This window comes from Pseudoclavibacter sp. Marseille-Q434, assembly GCF_050315415.1.
Lineage (GTDB): Bacteria > Actinomycetota > Actinomycetes > Actinomycetales > Microbacteriaceae > Pseudoclavibacter.
The window spans coordinates 115,709-134,355 of sequence record NZ_JBNPQH010000003.1 but is presented as its reverse complement, the minus strand read 5'-3'; the positions used below and the strand labels follow the sequence as shown (position 1 = coordinate 134,355).

At 70.1% G+C, this 18,647-nt stretch carries 15 protein-coding genes; 10 read left to right on the top strand and 5 right to left on the bottom strand.

Features of this window, described 5'->3' with window-relative positions:
* Window positions 1-42 precede the first annotated feature (42 nt).
* From ACQFZP_RS12885 to ACQFZP_RS12875, 3 genes are read left to right on the top strand one after another with little or no spacing between them, the layout of a single operon-like run.
* Window positions 43-1,272: a sensor histidine kinase gene (locus ACQFZP_RS12885; protein ID WP_211891600.1), complete on the top strand. Its 1,230-nt coding sequence runs from the start codon at window positions 43-45 to the stop codon at window positions 1,270-1,272.
* Window positions 1,260-1,988: a LuxR C-terminal-related transcriptional regulator gene (locus ACQFZP_RS12880; RefSeq protein ID WP_211891599.1), complete on the top strand. Its 729-nt coding sequence runs from the start codon at window positions 1,260-1,262 to the stop codon at window positions 1,986-1,988. The genes ACQFZP_RS12885 and ACQFZP_RS12880 overlap by 13 nt, the downstream gene beginning before the upstream one ends.
* Window positions 1,985-2,818, top strand: a complete 834-nt coding sequence (locus ACQFZP_RS12875; RefSeq protein ID WP_211891598.1) for a DUF4097 family beta strand repeat-containing protein — start codon at window positions 1,985-1,987, stop codon at window positions 2,816-2,818. The genes ACQFZP_RS12880 and ACQFZP_RS12875 overlap by 4 nt, the downstream gene beginning before the upstream one ends.
* Before the next feature lie 41 nt (window positions 2,819-2,859).
* On the opposite strand, the gene nikE is transcribed toward ACQFZP_RS12875, so the two are convergent.
* The 4 genes from nikE to ACQFZP_RS12855 are packed head-to-tail and all read right to left on the bottom strand — an operon-like array spanning window position 2,860 to window position 8,078.
* Window positions 2,860-4,509, bottom strand: coding sequence for an ABC transporter ATP-binding protein (gene nikE, locus ACQFZP_RS12870; RefSeq protein ID WP_307852840.1), 1,650 nt, complete (start codon window positions 4,507-4,509; stop codon window positions 2,860-2,862).
* Complete coding sequence (locus ACQFZP_RS12865; RefSeq protein ID WP_211891597.1) at window positions 4,506-5,390, bottom strand: ABC transporter permease; 885 nt, start codon at window positions 5,388-5,390, stop codon at window positions 4,506-4,508. The genes nikE and ACQFZP_RS12865 overlap by 4 nt, the downstream gene beginning before the upstream one ends.
* Window positions 5,387-6,388: an ABC transporter permease gene (locus ACQFZP_RS12860; protein ID WP_307852839.1), complete on the bottom strand. Its 1,002-nt coding sequence runs from the start codon at window positions 6,386-6,388 to the stop codon at window positions 5,387-5,389. The genes ACQFZP_RS12865 and ACQFZP_RS12860 overlap by 4 nt, the downstream gene beginning before the upstream one ends.
* A gap of 40 nt (window positions 6,389-6,428) precedes the next feature.
* Entirely contained in the window at window positions 6,429-8,078 is a 1,650-nt protein-coding gene (locus ACQFZP_RS12855; RefSeq protein WP_307852838.1) for an ABC transporter substrate-binding protein, read from the bottom strand.
* Window positions 8,079-8,127: 49 nt separating this feature from the next.
* Between ACQFZP_RS12855 and ACQFZP_RS12850 the strand changes: the two genes are divergently transcribed.
* A complete protein-coding gene (locus ACQFZP_RS12850) occupies window positions 8,128-8,760 on the top strand; it encodes a helix-turn-helix domain-containing protein (RefSeq protein ID WP_211891595.1) in 633 nt (210 codons plus the stop codon).
* A gap of 139 nt (window positions 8,761-8,899) precedes the next feature.
* Window positions 8,900-10,528 carry an HNH endonuclease signature motif containing protein gene (locus ACQFZP_RS12845; protein ID WP_211891594.1) on the top strand — a complete coding sequence of 543 codons (1,629 nt, stop codon included), beginning with the start codon at window positions 8,900-8,902 and terminating at the stop codon, window positions 10,526-10,528.
* 27 nt (window positions 10,529-10,555) lie between these two features.
* On the opposite strand, the gene ACQFZP_RS12840 is transcribed toward ACQFZP_RS12845, so the two are convergent.
* Window positions 10,556-11,041 (bottom strand): hypothetical protein, encoded by a 486-nt coding sequence (locus tag ACQFZP_RS12840; RefSeq protein WP_146080757.1) that lies wholly within the window; start codon window positions 11,039-11,041, stop codon window positions 10,556-10,558.
* Between the two features lie 405 nt (window positions 11,042-11,446).
* On the opposite strand from ACQFZP_RS12840, the gene ileS reads away from it, so the two are divergent.
* The 5 genes from ileS to ACQFZP_RS12815 all read left to right on the top strand — a co-directional run bounded on the left by ileS (window position 11,447) and on the right by ACQFZP_RS12815 (window position 18,598).
* Window positions 11,447-14,752: an isoleucine--tRNA ligase gene (gene ileS, locus ACQFZP_RS12835; RefSeq protein WP_211891593.1), complete on the top strand. Its 3,306-nt coding sequence runs from the start codon at window positions 11,447-11,449 to the stop codon at window positions 14,750-14,752.
* 230 nt (window positions 14,753-14,982) lie between these two features.
* Entirely contained in the window at window positions 14,983-16,311 is a 1,329-nt protein-coding gene (locus ACQFZP_RS12830) for a bifunctional folylpolyglutamate synthase/dihydrofolate synthase (protein ID WP_249312529.1), read from the top strand.
* Window positions 16,308-16,757 carry a DUF4233 domain-containing protein gene (locus tag ACQFZP_RS12825; RefSeq protein WP_179557528.1) on the top strand — a complete coding sequence of 150 codons (450 nt, stop codon included), beginning with the start codon at window positions 16,308-16,310 and terminating at the stop codon, window positions 16,755-16,757. Before ACQFZP_RS12830 ends, ACQFZP_RS12825 begins: the two co-directional genes overlap by 4 nt.
* 62 nt (window positions 16,758-16,819) lie before the next feature.
* Entirely contained in the window at window positions 16,820-17,242 is a 423-nt protein-coding gene (gene ndk / locus ACQFZP_RS12820) for a nucleoside-diphosphate kinase (RefSeq protein WP_104311468.1), read from the top strand.
* Window positions 17,243-17,332: 90 nt separating this feature from the next.
* Entirely contained in the window at window positions 17,333-18,598 is a 1,266-nt protein-coding gene (locus ACQFZP_RS12815; RefSeq protein WP_104311469.1) for a M20 metallopeptidase family protein, read from the top strand.
* The last annotated feature ends 49 nt before the right edge of the window (window positions 18,599-18,647 follow it).

Sequence of the window (18,647 nt, the reverse complement as noted above, 5' to 3'; positions counted from 1 at the left end):
GCTCCGTGTTGCCGCGTGACGCGCGACCATAGCGTTGTGGACATGAAGAACAACGTCAAGCAGCTGAGTCTCACCTCGCTGCACCTCGCCGCCGGCGGCGTCATCGCGCCGCTCCTGCTGTCACTCCTGTTCGGCCTCCTCGGCCTCGGCGTCGGACTCCTCTTCGTGCTGGGCGTCGGCGTCATCGTTCTCGCGGGCCTCGCCTTCGCGTTCCGTGGCGTCTCGGCCTTCGAGCGTCGCCGCGTCGCCGCCCTCTACGACCGTCCGCTCGACGACTCCGGGATGCGCCGCTCGCGTCGCCGCGACGGCTGGCGGTTCGTGCTCACCCCGCTCGTCCAGTTCGCGGACGGGGCCAACTGGAAGGCCATGCTGCACCTCGTGATCGTCGCCGTCCTCGGCACGCTGACCCTCGGTTCGCTGCAGCTCGGCGTCTCGGGCGTCTTCGCGATCTTCTCTCCGCTGCAGAATCGAGAGACGCTGAGCGTGTGGGGTATGGACTTCGCCGTCACCCCGTTCGTCGGGGTCCTCATCGGCATCGGGATGCTGCTCGTCGCCGTCGCGCTCATCGTCGCGTTCGCCTACGTGCAGCGCGCCGCATCCATCAGCCTCCTCTCCCGCGACCGGGAGCAGCAGCTGGAGGAGGAGGTGCGCGACGCGGGTCGTCGCCGCACCGTGGCCGTTCGCGGTGCCGCCACGGAGCGCGACCGCATCGAGCGCGACCTGCACGACAGCGTGCAGCCTCGCCTCGTCTCGATCGGTATGACCCTCGGCATGGCCAAGACGAAGCTCGACTCCGACCCGTCCCGTGCGGCGGAGCTCATCGACGAGGCGCACGCCTCCACGAAGGAGGCCGTGACGGAGCTGCGCCAGCTGGCCCGCGGCTTCCAGCCGGCTGTGCTCACCGACCGTGGCCTCGATGCCGCGCTCTCAGGCCTCGCGGCGCGCTCCCACATCCCGGTTGTGCTGGACGCGCAGCTGCCTGGGCGTTGCTCGAAGGATGCGGAGGCCGCCGTGTACTTCGCGGTCGCCGAATCGCTCGGCAACGCGGCGAAGCACTCGGGTGCTTCGGAGATCTCGGTGCAGGTTCGCATGCGCGGCTCGATGCTGTGGGCTCGCATCCAGGACGACGGACGGGGCGGCGCGCGGCTCATCCCCGGTGGCGGGCTCGACGGCGTGACCGACCGCATCGAGGCGGCAGGCGGCGGGATCACGATCTCCAGCCCACCGGAAGGACCGACGACGATCGAGGTGAGCGTGCCATGCGGATCCTGATCTGCGAAGACTCCGCGCTCCTGCGGGAGGGCATCGCCCGCCTGCTCGAGGACGCCGGTCACACGATGGTCGGCATCCTGGCCGACGACGGACGCCTCGATCGGCTCGTCGCCGACACCAACCCCGATCTTGTGATCCTCGATGTCCGCCTCCCGCCCGGCTTCACCGACGAGGGCATCCGCGCGGCGCTTCGGCTTCGCGCCACCGACCCGGGCCTGGCCGTCCTGGTGCTCTCGCAGTACGTCGAGGAGCGCTACGCCTCCGAGCTCATCTCGAGCTCGCGCGGCGGCCTCGGCTACCTCCTGAAGGACCGGGTCGCCGACGTCGAGCAGTTCCTCGCCGGCGTCGACAACGTCGCGGCTGGCGGCACGGTGCTCGACTCGGAGGTCGTCGCGCAGCTGCTCGCCAGGAAGACGAGGGATGCGCGCTTCGAGCGGCTCACGCCGCGCGAGTCCGAAGTGCTCGGGCTCATGGCAGAGGGCCGTTCCAATCACGCGATCGCCGAGGCGCTCCACGTGAGCGCCGGGAGCGTCGAGAAGCACATCTCGGCGGTCTTCCAGAAGCTCGAGCTCGACCAGGGCGACGGCGGCAACCGGCGCGTGCTGGCCGTCCTCGCGCACCTTGACGGGCAGGGGCACTCGCCCCGCTCGACCCCACAGACACCCCTCGATGGACAGGGCCACGCGGCCCGATTCCCGAACGGAGAACTCCGATGACCACGCCAATGCTCGAACCGGACACGCGCCCTGAGGCCCAGGGTGACAGCACGAAGCGCTTCGGCTGGATCACGATCACCGTCGCCATCGTGGGCGGGATGGTGGTCGCCGGCACGCTGACGAGCGCCGTCTTCAACAGCCTCCGCGACGTCATGCGCGACGAGACGACCATCACGGAGTCGGTTGCGGGCGTGTCCTCGCTGCGCGTCGACGTCGACTCTGTAGGCATCGAGATCGAGTTCGGCGACGTCTCCGAAGCGCAGCTCGCGGTGGAGACGAAGGGCTTCAAGCAGGCCGGTGACTGGCAGCTCACGACCGAGGGCGGCGAGCTCACCGTCGAGCGGGCGGGTGGCCGCAGCGGCGGCCCCTTCGGCGACGAAGAGCTCTCCTTGACGCTGCCGAGGACGTTGTCGGGGGAGGACCTGGATGCTCACATCACCGTCAGCTCCGGGGCCGCGAGCCTCGAGGGTGACTTCGGCGACCTCGTCATCGAGACGAACTCGGGCGCGAGCAACTTCGAGGGCTCCGCCGCGAACCTCACGGTGAGCACCGGGTCCGGCGCCACGAACATCGAGGCGGAGGTGTCGGGGGATGTGGTGCTGGCGGCCAACTCGGGTGCTGTCAATGCCGTCTTCACCGGATCCGCGCCCAAGGGCACTGACATCTCGCTCGAATCGGGCTTCGGCAGCGTCGCGCTCCCTGACGGCGCGTACAAGGTCGAGTCGAACCTCAGCGAGTCCGGGATGGCGAACGTCAACGTCCGGCAGTCAGACGACGCAGAGAGCACGCTCTCCGTCTCGGTCGGTTCCGGCTTCCTCACGGTCGAGTAGGTCGCCGCAGCACCTCACCACTCCCCGGGCACCCGGCGAGCTCAGCGCACCTCGAGGCTCTTGTGGGCCTCGAGGAGGGCGCGGCTGGCCGGGTGCTTCGGCGCGGCGAAGAGCTCGGCGACGGGCGCGGTCTCGACGAGCTCGCCCTCGCTCATGACCGCGACGCGATCGGAGAGCTGGGCCACGACCGCGAGGTCGTGCGAGATGAAGAGGCAGGCGAGGCCGAGGTCGTTGACGAGCCGCTGGATGAGCGCGAGCACCTGCGCCTGCACCGTCACATCGAGTGACGACACCGGTTCGTCGCACAGCAGCACGTCCGGCTCGGGGGCGAGGGCCCGCGCGATGGCCACTCGCTGCCGCTGCCCGCCGCTGAGGTGGAGCGGGCGGAGCCCCGCGACCGAGGCGTCGAGCCCGACCTGCTCGAGCGCCGCCTCGATGGCCGCCCGGTTCGTGCGCACCGAGCTCGACCTGCCAGCGGTGATCGCATCCGCGAGGATCTCGCCCACGGTGCGCCGCGGGTCGAAGCTCGACAGTGCATCCTGGGGCACGTAGCCGAGTCTCGGCCGACGCGACCTGCGGCTGCGCTCGGGTGCCGGGTTCCAGGCCTCGCCGAGGAAGGTGACCGACCCCGCGTCCGGCTGCTCGAGGCCGAGCGCGATGCGGGCGAGCGTCGACTTGCCTGAGCCAGAGCTGCCGACGATGCCGAGCGTCTCCCCGTGGCCGAGGAAGAACGAGGCGCCGCGCACGGCATGCACCGGCGCGGCCCCGAGGGTGCGGAAGGTCCGAGACACGGCGCGCACGTCGAGCAGCCGAGGAGCGGTCGCGGCGGCGGAGGCCGCGGACGCGCTGCCGGACGAGTCGCCGGTTGGCTTCGGCTGCGCTGCCAGGAGCGTTCTGGTGATGTCGTGCTGGGGTGCGCGGAAGAGCTGCTCGGTCGGTGCCGTCTCGACGACGAGGCCTTCGCTCATGACCGCGACGCGGTCGGCGAGGCGCTGCACGACGCCGAGGTCGTGCGTGATGAAGAGCATCGTCATGCCGTCTGCCTTGAGCGCGTTGAAGAGCCCGATGAGCTGCGCCTGCACCGCCTGGTCGACCGAGCTCGTCGGCTCATCGGCGATGAGCAGCGCCGGGTCTCCGGCGAGGGCGGCGGCGATGAGCACGCGCTGACGCTGGCCCCCGGAGAGCTGCCCGCTGCGGCGTCTCGCGATCGACGCGGGCTCCTCGATGCCGACGCGGTCGAGAAGCTCGAGCACGCGCTGGCGCCGCGCCGCGCGCCCGAGGTCGGTGTGCAGCCGGAGCGCGTCGTCGACCTCGCGCCAGACCGGGCGGAGCGGGTCGAGCGCGACCAGCGCATCCTGGTGGACAAGCCCGATGCGGCCGCCGCGGATGGAGCGCCACGCCCCGTCGGAGCTCTTTTTCGGCAGCTCGTCTCCGTCGAGGCGCAGCACTCCGGCGTCGACTCGCGCTCCGTCACCGCTCAGCCCCAGGAGGGAACGCGCCGTGACCGACTTGCCGGAGCCGGACTCGCCGACAAGCGCGAGGCACTCGCCGCGCCGCACCTCGAACGAGACCCCGCGGACGGCCTCGAAGTCGCCGAACGACACGCGCAGCTTGCTCGCCTCGACGACGGGCCCCGCATCCCGAGCATCCGCGGCGTGCACGCCGCCCTCGGCGGGGCTGCGCCCGCTCACGACGCCTGCCTCGTGCGCTGCTGCATGATGCGGCCGAGCATCGTCGCCGTGACCGCGGCGCCGACGATCGCGGTGCCGGGGAAGATCGTGAGCCACCAGCTGCCGGTCGGCAGGTAGAGGCGGCCGGCCGAGAGCATCGAACCCCATTCCGGGCTGGGCGGCGGCTCGCCGAGGCCCAGGTAGCTGAGGGCCGCCGCCCAGACGATCGCCTGCCCGAGCCCGAGGGTCGCGAGTGAGAAGAGCGGCCACGCGACGTTCGGCAGGAGCGTGCGCGCGAACGTGTGCCAGCGCGACCTGCCGAGCACGAGGTCGGCCTCGACGTAGGCGCTCGCGCGCACCCGCAGCACCTGGGAGCGGATGAGCCGTGCGTACCCGGGCGCCGTCGAGAGGCCGACGGCGATCGTCGTCGTCACCACTCCAGGGCCTGCGAGCACGATGAGCAGGAGGGCGAGGAGGATACCGGGGAAGGCGAAGAACACCTCGACGATACGGGTCGTGCCGAAGTCGAGCCACCGTGGCCCGAGGCCGGCCGCGAGCCCGAACACGGCGCCGAGGGCGAGCCCGATCGCGGTCGCGAGCGCGCCGATCGTGAGCGACGATGCCGCGCCGTGCACCACCCGCGTGTAGACGCCGCGCCCCGACTCGTCGGTGCCGAACGGATGCTCGGGGCTCGGGGGCGAGAACGCGTCGGCCGGGTTCACGGCAAGCGGGTTGCCCGGCGCGAGGAGCTGGGGGAAGACGGAGGCGAGCACGTAGAGGGCGGCGACCCCGAGCCAGACCGCGAGCCACACGCCGCGCCGAGAGCCCGAGCCGGCGCGCCCGGAGCGACGCCCACCTGAACCGGCACGCGCATCCCGGACCGCCGCGGCCTCGAGACTCATGCGCGCACCCCGACCCGCTCGCGCGACCCGGCCCGGTCACGCGCCCGCGGATCGATGAGGGGCTCGACCAGGTCGGTCAGCACCGTGACGAGCATGTAGGCGGCCGCGACGACGATGAGCACGCCGATGACGTACGGCACGTCGCGCGCGCCGACGGCATCCAGCAGTGAGCGGCCGAGCCCTGGCCGCGCGAAGATCGTCTCGACGACCACCGCGCCGGAGACCAGCGAGCCGAGCGCCCAGCCGCTGAGACCGACGGCGGGGATCGCAGCGTGGCGCAGGACGTGCCGCCAGAAGACGCCGCTTCGCCCTTCCCCCCGCGCACGCGCCGCGAGCACGAACGGCGACTCGAGGGCATCGAGCATCTGCTCGCGCATGACCTGCCCGAGATAGCCGGCGAGGGGAAGGGCCAGGGTGATGCTCGGAAGGATGAGGCCGGAGAACCCGGGGCCGGAGACCGCAACCGGAAGGCCGAGCATCCCTGCGAAGATCAGCACGAGCACGGCCGCCAGCCAGAAGTGCGGAACGGCGGCGGCGATGACCTCGAGCGTCGAGGCGATGCCCCACGCGAGGCGACCGCCGCCGGTCGACCACCAGGCGACCGCGAGCGCGATGACCCAGGCGAGGAGCAGCGAGAGGCCGGCCAGGGCGAGGGTGCCGGGCAGCTGCTCGCCGATGAGGTCCGCGACGCTCTCGCGCTGCGCGTAGCTGAAACCGAGGTCGCCCGTCGCGGTGCGCCAGAGCTGCGAGAGGTACTGGAGGAAGAGCGGCTGGTCGAGCCCGTTGTCTGCGCGCGCCTGCGCGACCGCCTCGGCGCTGGCGTTCGAGCCGGGCCCGCCGAGGATCGCGAGCACCGGGTCGCCCGGCACGGCCCGCACGGCGAAGAACGTGACGGTGATGACCGCCCACAGCACGAAGAGGACGCCGCCGAGACGGAGGAGGATGCGCGGAATCAGCGGCACCAGTCGTGCCGCGCGAGACCGCGCATCCGTCGTCACTCGTCGATTGTCTCGTGTGCCGCGCTCGTCTGTCGTCCCGCTACTCGATGGTGACGTTCACGAGTGAGGGCACGTTGACGTTCGGCTGGAGCCGGAAGCCGTGCACGTTGTCGCCGTAGGCGAACTGCACGGTCTGGTCGTAGAGCGGGATGACGGTGCCGCTGTCGATGATGAGCTGCTGGGCCTCGCCGTACAGGCGCTCGCGCTCGGCGTCGTCGGTTGTCTTGACGGCGGCCTCGAGGGCTTCGTCGAGTTCGGGCAGCGAGAGCCCAGTGTTGTTGGCGTGATACCCGCTCGGGGCGGGGCTGATGCTGTCGGTCGAATAGACGATGCGGAGCACGTCGGCCGAGTTCTTCGAGTACGGCGCGACGATGGCGTCGAACTCCCACGTGCCGCTGCGCTCGTACCAGGTCGACAGGTCGAGCAGCTCGAGCTGGACGTCGAAGCCCACCTCGGCGCTTGTCGCCTTGATCTGCTCGAGCACCGAGATCTCGGCGGGGATCGACTGGTTCGTGGAGACGGGGAACGCCACCTCAAGGCGCTTGCCGTCCTTGGTGCGCACGCCGTCGGCGTCGCGTGCCGTCCAGCCTGCCTCGTCGAGGAGGGTGGATGCGCGAGCGGCGTCGAACCCGAACGCGTCGGGATGGGAGGTGGCGAACGGCGTGGCGCTCGAGAGCACCGACGTCGAGCGCTCGAGCGTACCGAAGTAGAGCGACTCGACGGCGGCGTCGATGTCGGCTGAGGCCGCGAACGCCTCACGCACCTTGGGGTCGTCGAAAGGCGCACGGGTCGTGTTCAGCTCGATGCGAGCGGTCACGCCCGGGCGCGCTCCGATGAGCGTCTCCTCGGTGCCGTTCGCCTGGAACTGCGAGAGCGCATCCGGCTGCACGGAGTCGATGATGTCTGCCTGGCCGGACTGCAGGGCGGCGAGGCGCGTGGCCGCATCGGGGATGAACTTCCACTCGATCGTGTCGACGGCCGCTCCTGGCTGGTCTTCGGTCGAGACGCCGTCCTCCGGTGCCGTTGTGTGGTTCTGATTGCGGATCAGCACGACCTGCGACTGCTTCTCCCACGACTCGACCTTGAACGCTCCCGTGCCGATGGGGGCGAGGCAGTTCGCGTCGGTGCCGCGCTCGAGGCCGGCCGGGGACTCGATGGCGAGCCAGGTCTGCGCGAGCGATTCGACGAGGGCGCTGTCCGGTTCGCTGAGGTCGAAGCGCACCGTGTGCTCGTCGACGGCGACCGCCTCGGAGACCTTGCCGAGGGCGAGGATCGCCGTCGACGATGCGGTGTCCGGGTTCTTGATGTGCTCGACGTTGGCGACGACCGCGTCCGCATCGAACGGCGTGCCGTCGGTGAAGGTCACGCCTTCCTTGAGGGATACCGTCCAGCTCAGCTGGTCGTCGGAGGGCTCGGCGCCGGTCGCGAGCCACGGCACGATCTCACCGGCCTCGTCCTTCGAGAAGAGCGACTCGAGGAACTGGTTCGCGAGGATCGCCTGGGGCCAGTTCCCGCCGACGTGCGGGTCGAGGCAGGTCGGTTCGGCGTCGCCCGAGGCGTATCGAAGGATTTTAGACTCGCCTGCGGCGCCGGTGTCGCTCGAACAGGCGGCAAGTGGCACGATGAGGGCTGCGGACAAGGCGAGGAGCGCGGCGGGCTTCGCGGAACGGCGGGTGACTGATTCTGACACTCGCAGAGTGTAACCGTGTTTATGGACACCATGCAGAAATGAGTCGGACATGACGGATCACGAGGAGCGGGCCGCGCGTCGAGGTCGGCCCTCGGCGTCGAGTCGCGAGACCCTGGAAGAGGCCGCCCTCGAGCTGTTCCTGGAGCAGGGGTACGAGCAGACGAGCGCGAGCGACATCGCCCGCCGAGCGGGGGTCGCGCGAAGCTCCTTCTTCAACTACTTCACCGCCAAGGCCGACGTGCTGTGGGTCGGCCTCGACCCGCTGCTGGCCGGCATCCCCTCGCTCCTGGATGCGGCTGCCGCAGACCTTGCCGACGCTGGCGTCAGTGGTTCAGGTGGCGGGCTGGCCGAGTTGCGCCGGGTGCTCCTCGCCATCGCCGCGACGGTCAGTCCTGAGCACATCCCGTGGGCGGCGTCTCTCCGTGAGATGACCGGAACGGGTGAGGACCTCGCGGCCACCGGCTCCAAGCGCGCGCTCGTCCAGCAGGCGGCACTCCGGCGGTACCTGTCGCGCACCGAACCCGCCCTCGACGAGCTGCAGCGGGCCGTCTGCGCGGGCGCGATCGTCGCAGCGGTGGTCGCCGCGGGCGACCGCTGGGTCGAGGCTGGCCCAGCCCGAGGCAGCCTGGCCGAGCTCGTCGACGAGGCGACGGCGCCGATCCTGCGCGGCTACGGTGGCTAAGGGCGTGGGCCGGCTTCGCATGTCGTACACGCCTCGTCTGTAGTCTCTACATTCTAAGAATGTAGAAAATGCCTGATCTCAGCATTGATCTGCTTCGTGCGAAGAGGTAGGCTGGTGGTGATCCCGGGGGGAGGTCATCATGGTCTTTGAAGTCCAGAGTCTCGGTGCAGAGTGCACTTCTGCGTCGCGCCGTGCGAGTGCGGAGCCGTTGACGGAGACGGCCGAGTCGCGATCGCGGGGGATGGCCGAGTCGGCGGTGGTGGATGCGCTGGTCGCGTCACCCGGCCAAGTCGCGGGCTTGCTCGCGGCGGAGATCCCGGTTGTGATCAGCGAGCTCGCAGGGCGTCGGCGCGCTTTGGATGCGGCGCTCGTGGAGGTCGCCGGGGAAGCGCTGCGACGTGACGAGGAGTCGTCGGTGCCGGACGCGCTCGCGCGAGCGGCCGGGTTCTCGTCGCTCGCAGAGCTGCTGCAGCATCTGCTTGGCGTGGAGAGGCGAGACGCGCGAATGCTCGTAGAGCTCGCCGAAGCGACCCGCTCGGGCCGGTCGCTCACTGGAGAGCCGCTGCTGCCCTCACGTCCAGCGGTTGCCGGAGCGCTGGCCGCGGCGCGCGTTTCCGTTGCACAGGCGTTCATGATCGTGAAGGGGTTGAAGGCCGCCGCAGTTCGCGCTGAACCAGCGCACGTCGACGTTGCGGAGACGGAGCTTGTTGCGTCGGCGCAAGGCGTGACTCCGGTCAGCGCCGACTCGGATGGCATCGATGCTGAGGGCGCCGACCTGGAAGCCGCGGTGCCGGCGACGCCGGAGGAACTGCGCGTGCAGGCGTCCGCGTGGGTTGCGTTCCTCGATCCGGACGGGGCGGAACCGCGCGCGGAGGCGATCGCGCGCAATCGCGGTCTGTGGGTTCGGCAGGCCGCGGACGGGACGGTGCGGGGTCGCTTCGTCGCAACTCCCGAGCAGGGCGAGCTGCTCGTGAAGACGCTCGAGACCCTCACTTCGCCCCGCCGCGCGGTTGAATGCGAGCCGACCCGCACCCCAGGGTTCGGAGAGACGACCGCGGGCGATGATCGCGGCGAGCTTGAAGGGCTGAGCGCGGGTGGTCTGGCCGCTGACGATGGGCAAGCTGGCGGCCTGGACGCGGCCGAGGTTGACCTCGCACATCCGGACGAGCGAATCACGGACCGGCGGACTCTGCCGCAGCAGCGCGTCGACGCTCTCGGGGAGGTCTTCGCTCGCTACGCGGAGTCCGCTCACGCGCCTCGCGCGGGCGGGGAAGCACCCACTGTTGTGATCGTCACCACCCGGGCCGGCGCGAGCGGCGAACCGACCCGGCCTGCCGATGTGCCGCACCTTGAGCGCACCGGCACTGCAGTGCCTCCAAGCCTCGTCGCGAAGACCATCTGCGATGGGTTCGTGCAGACAGCGATCGTCGGCAGCAACGGGGAGATCCTGAAACTGGGACGCCGACAGCGGCTGTACAGCCGCGGGCAACGCCGCGCTCTCGCCGTCCGAGACCAGGGGTGCATCACGCCTGGCTGCTGGAAACCCGTCGGCATGTGCGAAGCGCACCACACCAGCAGGTGGGTCGACGGCGGCCTCACCAACACCGACGACGGCGTCCTCCTTTGCAGTCTGCACCACCACATGGCCCACAGCGAAGAACTCGAACTCGTGAGGGACCGCGGCAACCGATGGCGAGTCCTTCGCCCCGGCTGGCAGTACCGACTCCTCACCCGCAAGCGGTACCGAGAAGTCAAGTCGAGGTGTTGAATCTGGCCGAACGGCTGCTCGGAGCGCCTAACTCGTCTGCAGCTCGCAGTACGCGGTCAGCGACGACAGCGCCGACTCGACCTCGCCGAGCTGGGTCAGGATGCTCGCGGCGGCCGCGAAACCGCCCTCGCCGTTCGCCAGCTCCCCGGCCGTCGCCTGCAGCTCCGTCACCTCAGTGACCAGCGTGTCCACATGCGTCTTGAGATCAGGGTCGGTGACACTCTCCTGCAGCGTCGTGAGGCTCGTACCGATCGTCGAGAGCGTCGCGACGGCACCCGGGATGTCGCCCGGCACCTGCGTTGAGATGCTCTCGACGCTCGTCCGGATCGAGTCGATCTCCGCCTGCACGTCAGCGCACGTGCCCCCACCCTCGGCCGTTGTGCTCTCCGCGGACGCGGCCGCCGTCGGGGACGGAGTCGCGGCCCCTCCGCTGCCGGCCGCCGAGCATCCGGTGAACGCGATCGCGGCGAAGGCGCAGATCGCTGCGAGCTTGGGAAGGCGGGTCGTGAGCATGCGTCGTTCCGTTCGTTTCGAGGTGCCCGCTGCGAGGCGAGCATCGGCGAAGCGAGAGTACACAGCCTGTCCATGAACGGGCTGGCGCACGACCGACCGCCCCGAGAACAACGCCAGCCGTTTCACTCGCGACAGCAGGGCGCGTACGATGTTGCCAGTACGACTTTGATCCGCCCATCAGCGGGGAGTCCCCGGAAGAACAGCGAGCGCACCCCTCGAGGAGCGAACGCCAAGTAGAACCGGGCGGGTGAGCCCGTCACAGCTCGGAACGAGTGGCGAGTTCCAGCGGATGCCTTCCCTGCACGGGAAGCAGCCCGGGGGAGCCCGCAATCGGGGTGGTACCGCGCCGCACGGCGTCCCTGAAGCAGACCAAGCACATCCACTTACTGCCAGGAGTTCCACCGCATGAGCTACCCGAAGGCCTCGTTCGGCCCAGCCGCCGACCCCGCCGGCTCGACCCCCGCCGGCTCGACCCGGGACAGCGTCGCCGCCTCCCCGTCGTTCCCGCGCCTCGAAGAGCGCGTCCTCGACTTCTGGCGCGAAGACGGCACCTTCCAGGCGTCCATCGACCAGCGCGAGGGCGCTGAAGAATGGGTCTTCTACGACGGCCCACCCTTCGCCAACGGCCTCCCGCACTACGGGCACCTCCTCACCGGCTACGCCAAGGACGTCTTCCCCCGCTACTTCACGATGCGCGGCCGCCAGGTGCACCGCCGCTTCGGCTGGGACACGCACGGACTGCCCGCCGAGCTCGAGGCCATGCGCCAGCTCGGCATCCAGTCGAAGGCCGAGATCGAGGCCATGGGCATCGACACCTTCAACGACGCCGCCCGCGAATCGGTGCTCAAGTACACGCGCGAGTGGCAGGAGTACGTGACCCGCCAGGCCCGCTGGGTCGACTTCGAGAACGACTACAAGACGCTCGACATCTCCTACATGGAGTCGGTGCTGTGGGCGTTCAAGAAGCTCTACGACGACGGCCTCGCCTACGAGGGCTTCCGCGTGCTCCCGTACTGCTGGAACGACGAGACGCCCCTCTCCAACCACGAGCTGCGCATGGACGACGACGTCTACCAGATGCGTCAGGACCAGACGGTCACGGTCACCTTCCCCCTCGAAGGCGAGCAGGCGGATGCGCTTGGCCTCGCCGGCGTCAAGGCACTCGCGTGGACGACGACCCCGTGGACGCTGCCCACCAACCTGGCCCTGGCCGTCGGCCCCGAGATCGACTACGCCGTCGTGCCCGCAGGACCGCTCGGCGCGGCCGACGGCACCGCGTCGGGCGAGGGCTCGTTCCTGCTCGCCACCGCGCGCGTCGCAGCGCACGCCAAGGAGCTCGGCTACGAGGCCGCAGAAGACGCGACAGCCGCGACCGCTCGCACCCTCACGGGCGCCGAGCTCGCCGGCGTCCGCTACCAGCGCCTCTGGGACTTCTACGCCGACACCGAGACGTACGGCACCCAGAACGCCTGGCAGTTCCTGCTCGGCGACTACGTCACGACCAGCGACGGCACCGGCATCGTGCACCAGGCGCCCGCCTACGGTGAAGACGACAAGGTGCTCAGCGACGCCGCGGGCATCCCGACGATCCTCTCCGTCGACGAGGGCGGCAAGTTCCTCGCCGCCGTCGAGCCCGTCGCTGGCCTGCAGGTCTTCGAAGCCAACAAGCCGCTCACGCAGCTCCTCAAAGCGGACGGCCGGCTCTTCAAGCAGGCCAGCTACGAGCACTCGTACCCGCACTGCTGGCGCTGCCGCAAGCCCCTCATCTACAAGGCCGTCTCGAGCTGGTTCGTTCGCGTCACGCAGTTCCGCGACGAGCTCGTCGAGTTGAACCAGCAGATCGACTGGGTGCCGGACAACGTCAAGGACGGCCAGTTCGGCAAGTGGCTCGAGGGAGCCCGCGACTGGTCGATCAGCCGCAACCGCTACTGGGGCAGCCCCATCCCCGTGTGGAAGAGCGACGACCCAAACTATCCGCGAGTGGATGTCTACGGCTCGCTCGACGACATCGAGCGCGACTTCGGCGTGCGCCCCACCGACCTGCACCGCCCATTCATCGACGAGCTCACGAGGCCCAACCCGGACGACCCGACGGGCGCATCCACCATGCGGCGCATCCCCGACGTGCTCGACGTGTGGTTCGACTCGGGCTCCATGCCCTACGCGCAGGTGCACTACCCGTTCGAGAACCGCGACTGGTTCGACTCGCACTCGCCCGCCGACTTCATCGTCGAGTACATCGGGCAGACGCGCGGCTGGTTCTACGTCATGCACGTGCTGTCGACGGCGCTCTTCCACCGCCCCGCCTTCAAGCGCGTCGTGAGCCACGGCATCGTCCTCGGCAACGACGGCCGCAAGATGTCGAAGAGCCTCCGCAACTACCCGGACGTGCAGGAGGTGTTCGACCGCGACGGCTCCGACGCCATGCGATGGTTCCTCATGGCCAGCCCCGTGCTGCGCGGCGGCAACCTCATCGTGACCGAGGAGACCATCCGCGAGGGCGTCCGCCAGTTCCTGCTGCCCCTGTGGTCGACGTACTACTTCTTCACGACCTACGCCAACACTGCGGTCGGCTCGACCTCGGCCTACGACGCGAGGTTCCGCACCGACTCGAGCGACGTGCTCGACCAGTACATCCTCGCGAAGCTCGGCGTGCTCGTCTCCGAGGTGCAGGCCGACCTCGAGGCGCTCGACTCGACGACCGCCGCCTCGCGCCTGCGCGACTTCGGCGACGTGCTCACCAACTGGTACGTGCGCCGCTCCCGCGACCGCTTCTGGCGCGGCGTGACCGACGACGCCACGAGCACCGAGGCGTTCGACACGCTCTACACGGTGCTCGAGACGCTCACCCGCGTCGCCGCCCCGCTGACGCCGCTCATCTCCGAGACGGTCTGGCGCGGGCTCACGGGCGGCCGCAGCGTGCACCTCACCGACTGGCCGGACGCCTCCGTCTTCCCCAGCGACCAGACGCTCGTCGACTCGATGGACGCGGTACGCCGCGTCACCAGCTCCGCCCTGTCGCTGCGCAAGCAGGCCGGGCGACGCGTGCGCCTGCCGCTCGCGAGCCTCACCGTCGTCGCAGCGAACACGGACGCTCTCGAGCCGTTCGCGGGCATCCTGCGCGACGAGCTCAACGTGAAGTCCGTCGAGTTCGAGCAGCTCGTCGACGAGTCGGAGGCCAAGTACGGCATCGACCGCGTCCTGCAGGTCAACGCGCGGGCCGCTGGTCCGCGCCTCGGCAAGCAGGTGCAGCTCGCGATCAAGGCGTCGAAGTCCGGCGACTGGAGCGAGGTCGACGGCGTCGTCACGGCAGGCGGCCTGCAGCTCGAGGCCGGTGAGTACGAGGTCAAGCTCGTCACCGCCGGTGAGAGCGAAGACCGCGCCATCACCCTGCTGCCAAGCGGTGGGATCCTCGTGCTCGACACGAACGTGAGCCCCGAGCTCGCCGCCGAGGGCCTCGCCCGCGACGTCGTGCGTGCCGTTCAGGACGCGCGCAAGGAGGCCGGACTCGAGGTCTCCGACCGCATCCGCCTCACCCTGCGTGCCGACGACGCGTCGGTCGCAGCCATCGAAGCGCACCGGGAGCTCATCGCCGGCGAGACGCTCGCCGTCGAGTTCCAGGTGACCGGCGGACTCGCTGTCCCCGCAGACGCCGAGGCGAGCGCCGACACGTATGGTGCACTGGAGATCGACGTGGAGGTAGTGGCGTGAGCGAACGCGACCAGCAGGATTCCGGCGACTGGGACGACCACGCTGAGGGGAACGAGGAAGCCGTGAACTCCGGCGACCTGGAGCTCCGGCCCGAGGACATCGCCGAGACGTTCATGCCAGCGGTCTCCGACGACGAGGACGAGGTCCTGACCGAGCGCGAGGAAGACGAGCGCCTCCTTCTCGAAGGAACCGACTGGGCCAGCGAGGGCGAGCGGGTCTTCGACGAACTCATGGAGCGCGTGGGGGAGGCGGCTCCGGAGCCGCGCCTCCACGCCACGCGGCGCGCGGTCGAGCTGCTCGGCGACGTGCACACGGCCTACCCCGTCATCCACCTCACGGGCACCAACGGCAAGAGCTCGACGGCCCGCATCATCGAGACGGTGCTGCGCGCCCACGGCCTGCGCACCGGCCTCCTGACGAGCCCACACCTCGAGCGCCTCAACGAGCGCATCGCCGTCGACGGGAGCCCCATCAGCGACGAGCGACTCGTCGCGAACTGGGAGGACATCACGCCGTTCCTCTCGATCGTGGATGCGGAGCTCGAGGCCGCCGGCCAGCCGCGCCTCACGTTCTTCGAGGCACTCACCGTGCTGGCCTACGCATGCTTCGCGGACGCGCCCGTCGACGTGGCGGTCGTCGAGGTCGGGATGGGTGGCGAGTGGGACTCCACGAACGTCGCCGACGGCGAGGTGGCCGTGTTCACGCCCATCGCGCTGGACCACACGCAGCGGCTCGGCCGAACCCTCGACGAGATCGCGCGCACGAAGGCCGGCATCATCAAGCCCGCCGCTCGCGTCGTCACGGCCGAGCAGCAGCCCGAGGTGCTCGCCGAGATCGAGCGGGCCGCGGGCATCTCCGAGGCCCAGGTCTTCGCCGAGCCCACCGACTTCGCGGTCACGGACAACCAGCTCGCGGTCGGCGGTCGGCTCATCACCGTGCGCGGCATCGCGGGCAAGTACGAAGACCTCCTCCTGCCGCTCGATGGGGAGTACCAGGCCCACAACGCGGCGGTCGCTCTCGCAGCCGTCGAAGCCTTCTTCGGCGCGAACCGGAGCCTGAACGACGAGCTCGTGGAAGCTGCGTTCGGCGAGGTGACGTCCCCAGGCCGACTCGAGCGCATCGGTGTCACGCCCCCCATGCTCATCGACGCCGCCCACAATCCCCACGGCGCGGAGGCGCTTGCGCGCGCCGTGACGGAGTCGTTCGACTTCTCGCGGGTCGTCGTGGTCCTCGGCGTGCTCGAGGACAAGGACGCCGCCGGCATCATCCGAGCACTGCAGCCCATCGCCGAGCGCTTCGTGGTCACGCAGTCCGACTCGGTGCGTGCCATCGACGCCGAAGCGCTCGGCGACATTGTGCGCGACGTCACGGGCAGCGAACCCGAGGTTCTCGAGCGTGCCGAGGATGCCATCGAGCGCGCCCGCGAGGTCGCTCTCGACCTCCTCGCAGATGGCGCGGACGAGGGCAAGAACGCGGCGGTCCTGATCACAGGCTCCGTCACGCTCATCGGCACGGCGCTGACCCTGTCGCGCGACGAAGGCTGGGCGCAGGAGTCGTGAGTCCGCGGAACCGAACCCGCCTCCCTCGCCAGCGCAGCATCCGCGAGGTCATCGGCTCCATCTTCCTGGGCTTCGAGCTCTTCGTCGTCTTCCTGGGCACACTCCTCATCTTCGGGATGCGGGTGCTCGACCCCGTCCCCGCGTTTGTGCTCGGGGCTGCCTTCGGCGCGCTCATCCTCGTGACCATCAGGTTCCTCCGCCACGAGTGGGGGATCTGGCTCGGATGGGCGGTGCAGGTGCTGCTCGTCGCCGCCGGCTTCCTCCACCCCGGTATGTTCGTCGTCGGGGCGCTGTTCCTCGCCTCCTGGACGTACTTCATGTGGAAGGGCGGCCAGATCGACCGGCAGCGTGCCCCGATCATCGCCGAGTACAACCGTCGCCTCGCGGCGGGAGAGATCGGCATCGACGGGCAGCCCATCGACCAGACCGACACACCGAGCAGCTGACGCAGGCTCACATCCACCGACCTGGCCCTCACGGGCAGACCACCACGACCAATGGAGGAATCATGGCAACCATCGAAGAGACGCTTGTGCTCGTCAAGCCGGACGGCGTCCAGCGCGGCCTCACGGGCGAAGTGCTCCGCCGCATCGAGACGAAGGGCTACTCGCTCGTCGACATCCGCCTCGTGCACGCCGACCGCGCAATCCTGGCCGCGCACTACGCCGAGCACGAGGGCAAGCCGTTCTACGAGGGGCTCCTCGAGTTCATGCAGTCGGGACCGACGGTCGCGATCCGCGTCGCGGGCCACCGTGTCATCGAGGGCTTCCGCTCGCTGGCGGGCACCACCGACCCCACGACGGCCGCACCCGGCACGATTCGCGGCGACCTCGGACGCGACTGGGATGCCGGCGTGCTGCTGAACATCGTCCACGGGTCCGACTCCGTCGAGTCGGCAGGGCGCGAGCTCGGCATCTGGTTCGCAGCCTGACCGACTCGGGCTGCAGGGCGACGGAGTCGTAGGCTTCGCAGTACGCGGACCGGCAGGTCCGAGACGAGTGATTTCGGGGGCGAGACACGGATGAAGGCTGGGCGAGGGCCGTCAGCGACGGCGCACAGTGAGCGGCTCGACGAGCTGGCCGCGGCATGGCGCGTCGCGCTGCGCGACGAGCTGCCGGCCGCCGTGCGCCTCCGCCAGGAGCTGCACGCGAACCCCAGGCTCTCGGGCGACGAGAACGAGACCGCCGCCCGTCTCGAGAGCGAGCTCGGCGACCGGGTCGCGATGCATCGCATCGCCGACTCGGGGCGCATCGGGCGGCTCGGCCCGAGCGCGGGGGGTGCGGTGGGAGTCCGCGCGGAACTGGATGCGCTGCCCCTGACCGAGCTCACCGGCGTTCCCTTCGCCTCGGCCAACGGGGCGATGCACGCGTGCGGCCACGACGTCCATCAGGCGGCGTTGGTCGCGTTCATCCGTGCCGCCGACCACCTGGAGCTGCCCGTCGGTCTTGTGCCGATCCTCCAGCCGCGGGAGGAGACCTATCCGTCTGGGGCGCATCAGATCGTCGAGGAGGGTGGGCTCGAGCGGTTCCAGGTCGAGCACGTCATCGGCGCACACGTGCACCCGGGCGTCCCGCGAGGTGCCATCGCGATCGGCGGCGGCTACATCAACGCGGCCGCTGACGAGATCGAGATCTCACTCCAGGGGCGCGGCGGCCACGGTGCGTACCCGCACCAGGCAGCTGATCCCGTCGCGGCGATCGCCCAGATCGCCCTCGGCCTCCCGGAGGTCGTCCGTCGCACCATCTCCCCGATGAACCCGGCCGTGATTAGCGTCGGCACGCTGAGCGCGGGGGAGGGCGCCGCGAACGTGCTGCCCTCGAGCGCGCGGCTGCTCGCGTCCATGCGCACCACCGCCCCGAAAGACCGTGAGCTGCTCTTCGCAGCGGTGCAGCATCTCGCGGTGCGCACGGCGGAGGCCTACGGGACCGAGGCTGTCGTCCACATGCACCAGAACATGCCGGTGCTCATCAACGACTCCCACCTGGCCTCCGACGCCGACGACTGGCTCGCGCGGCTCGGCGTCGACGGTGCCGAGCCCATGCGCTCGCTCGGCGGCGATGACTTCTCGTACTACTGCGACGAGGTGCCGTCGATCATGTGCTTCGCCGGCGTCGAGACGGCTGGGCTTCCCGGTCCAGACGGTGCGTACGCCCCGACGCTGCACCACCCGCGTTTCCTCCCGACGGAAGACGCGGTGGGGCTCGTGGCCAGCGCATTCCTCGCCGGATACTGCGCGGCCGCCGAGCGCATCCTCGGCATCGCCCACCACAGGCGTGCGCTTCCCTGACGATCGGCCCACAGCCGAATCAGGGCCCGGAAGCGTCGGCCGTGCGATA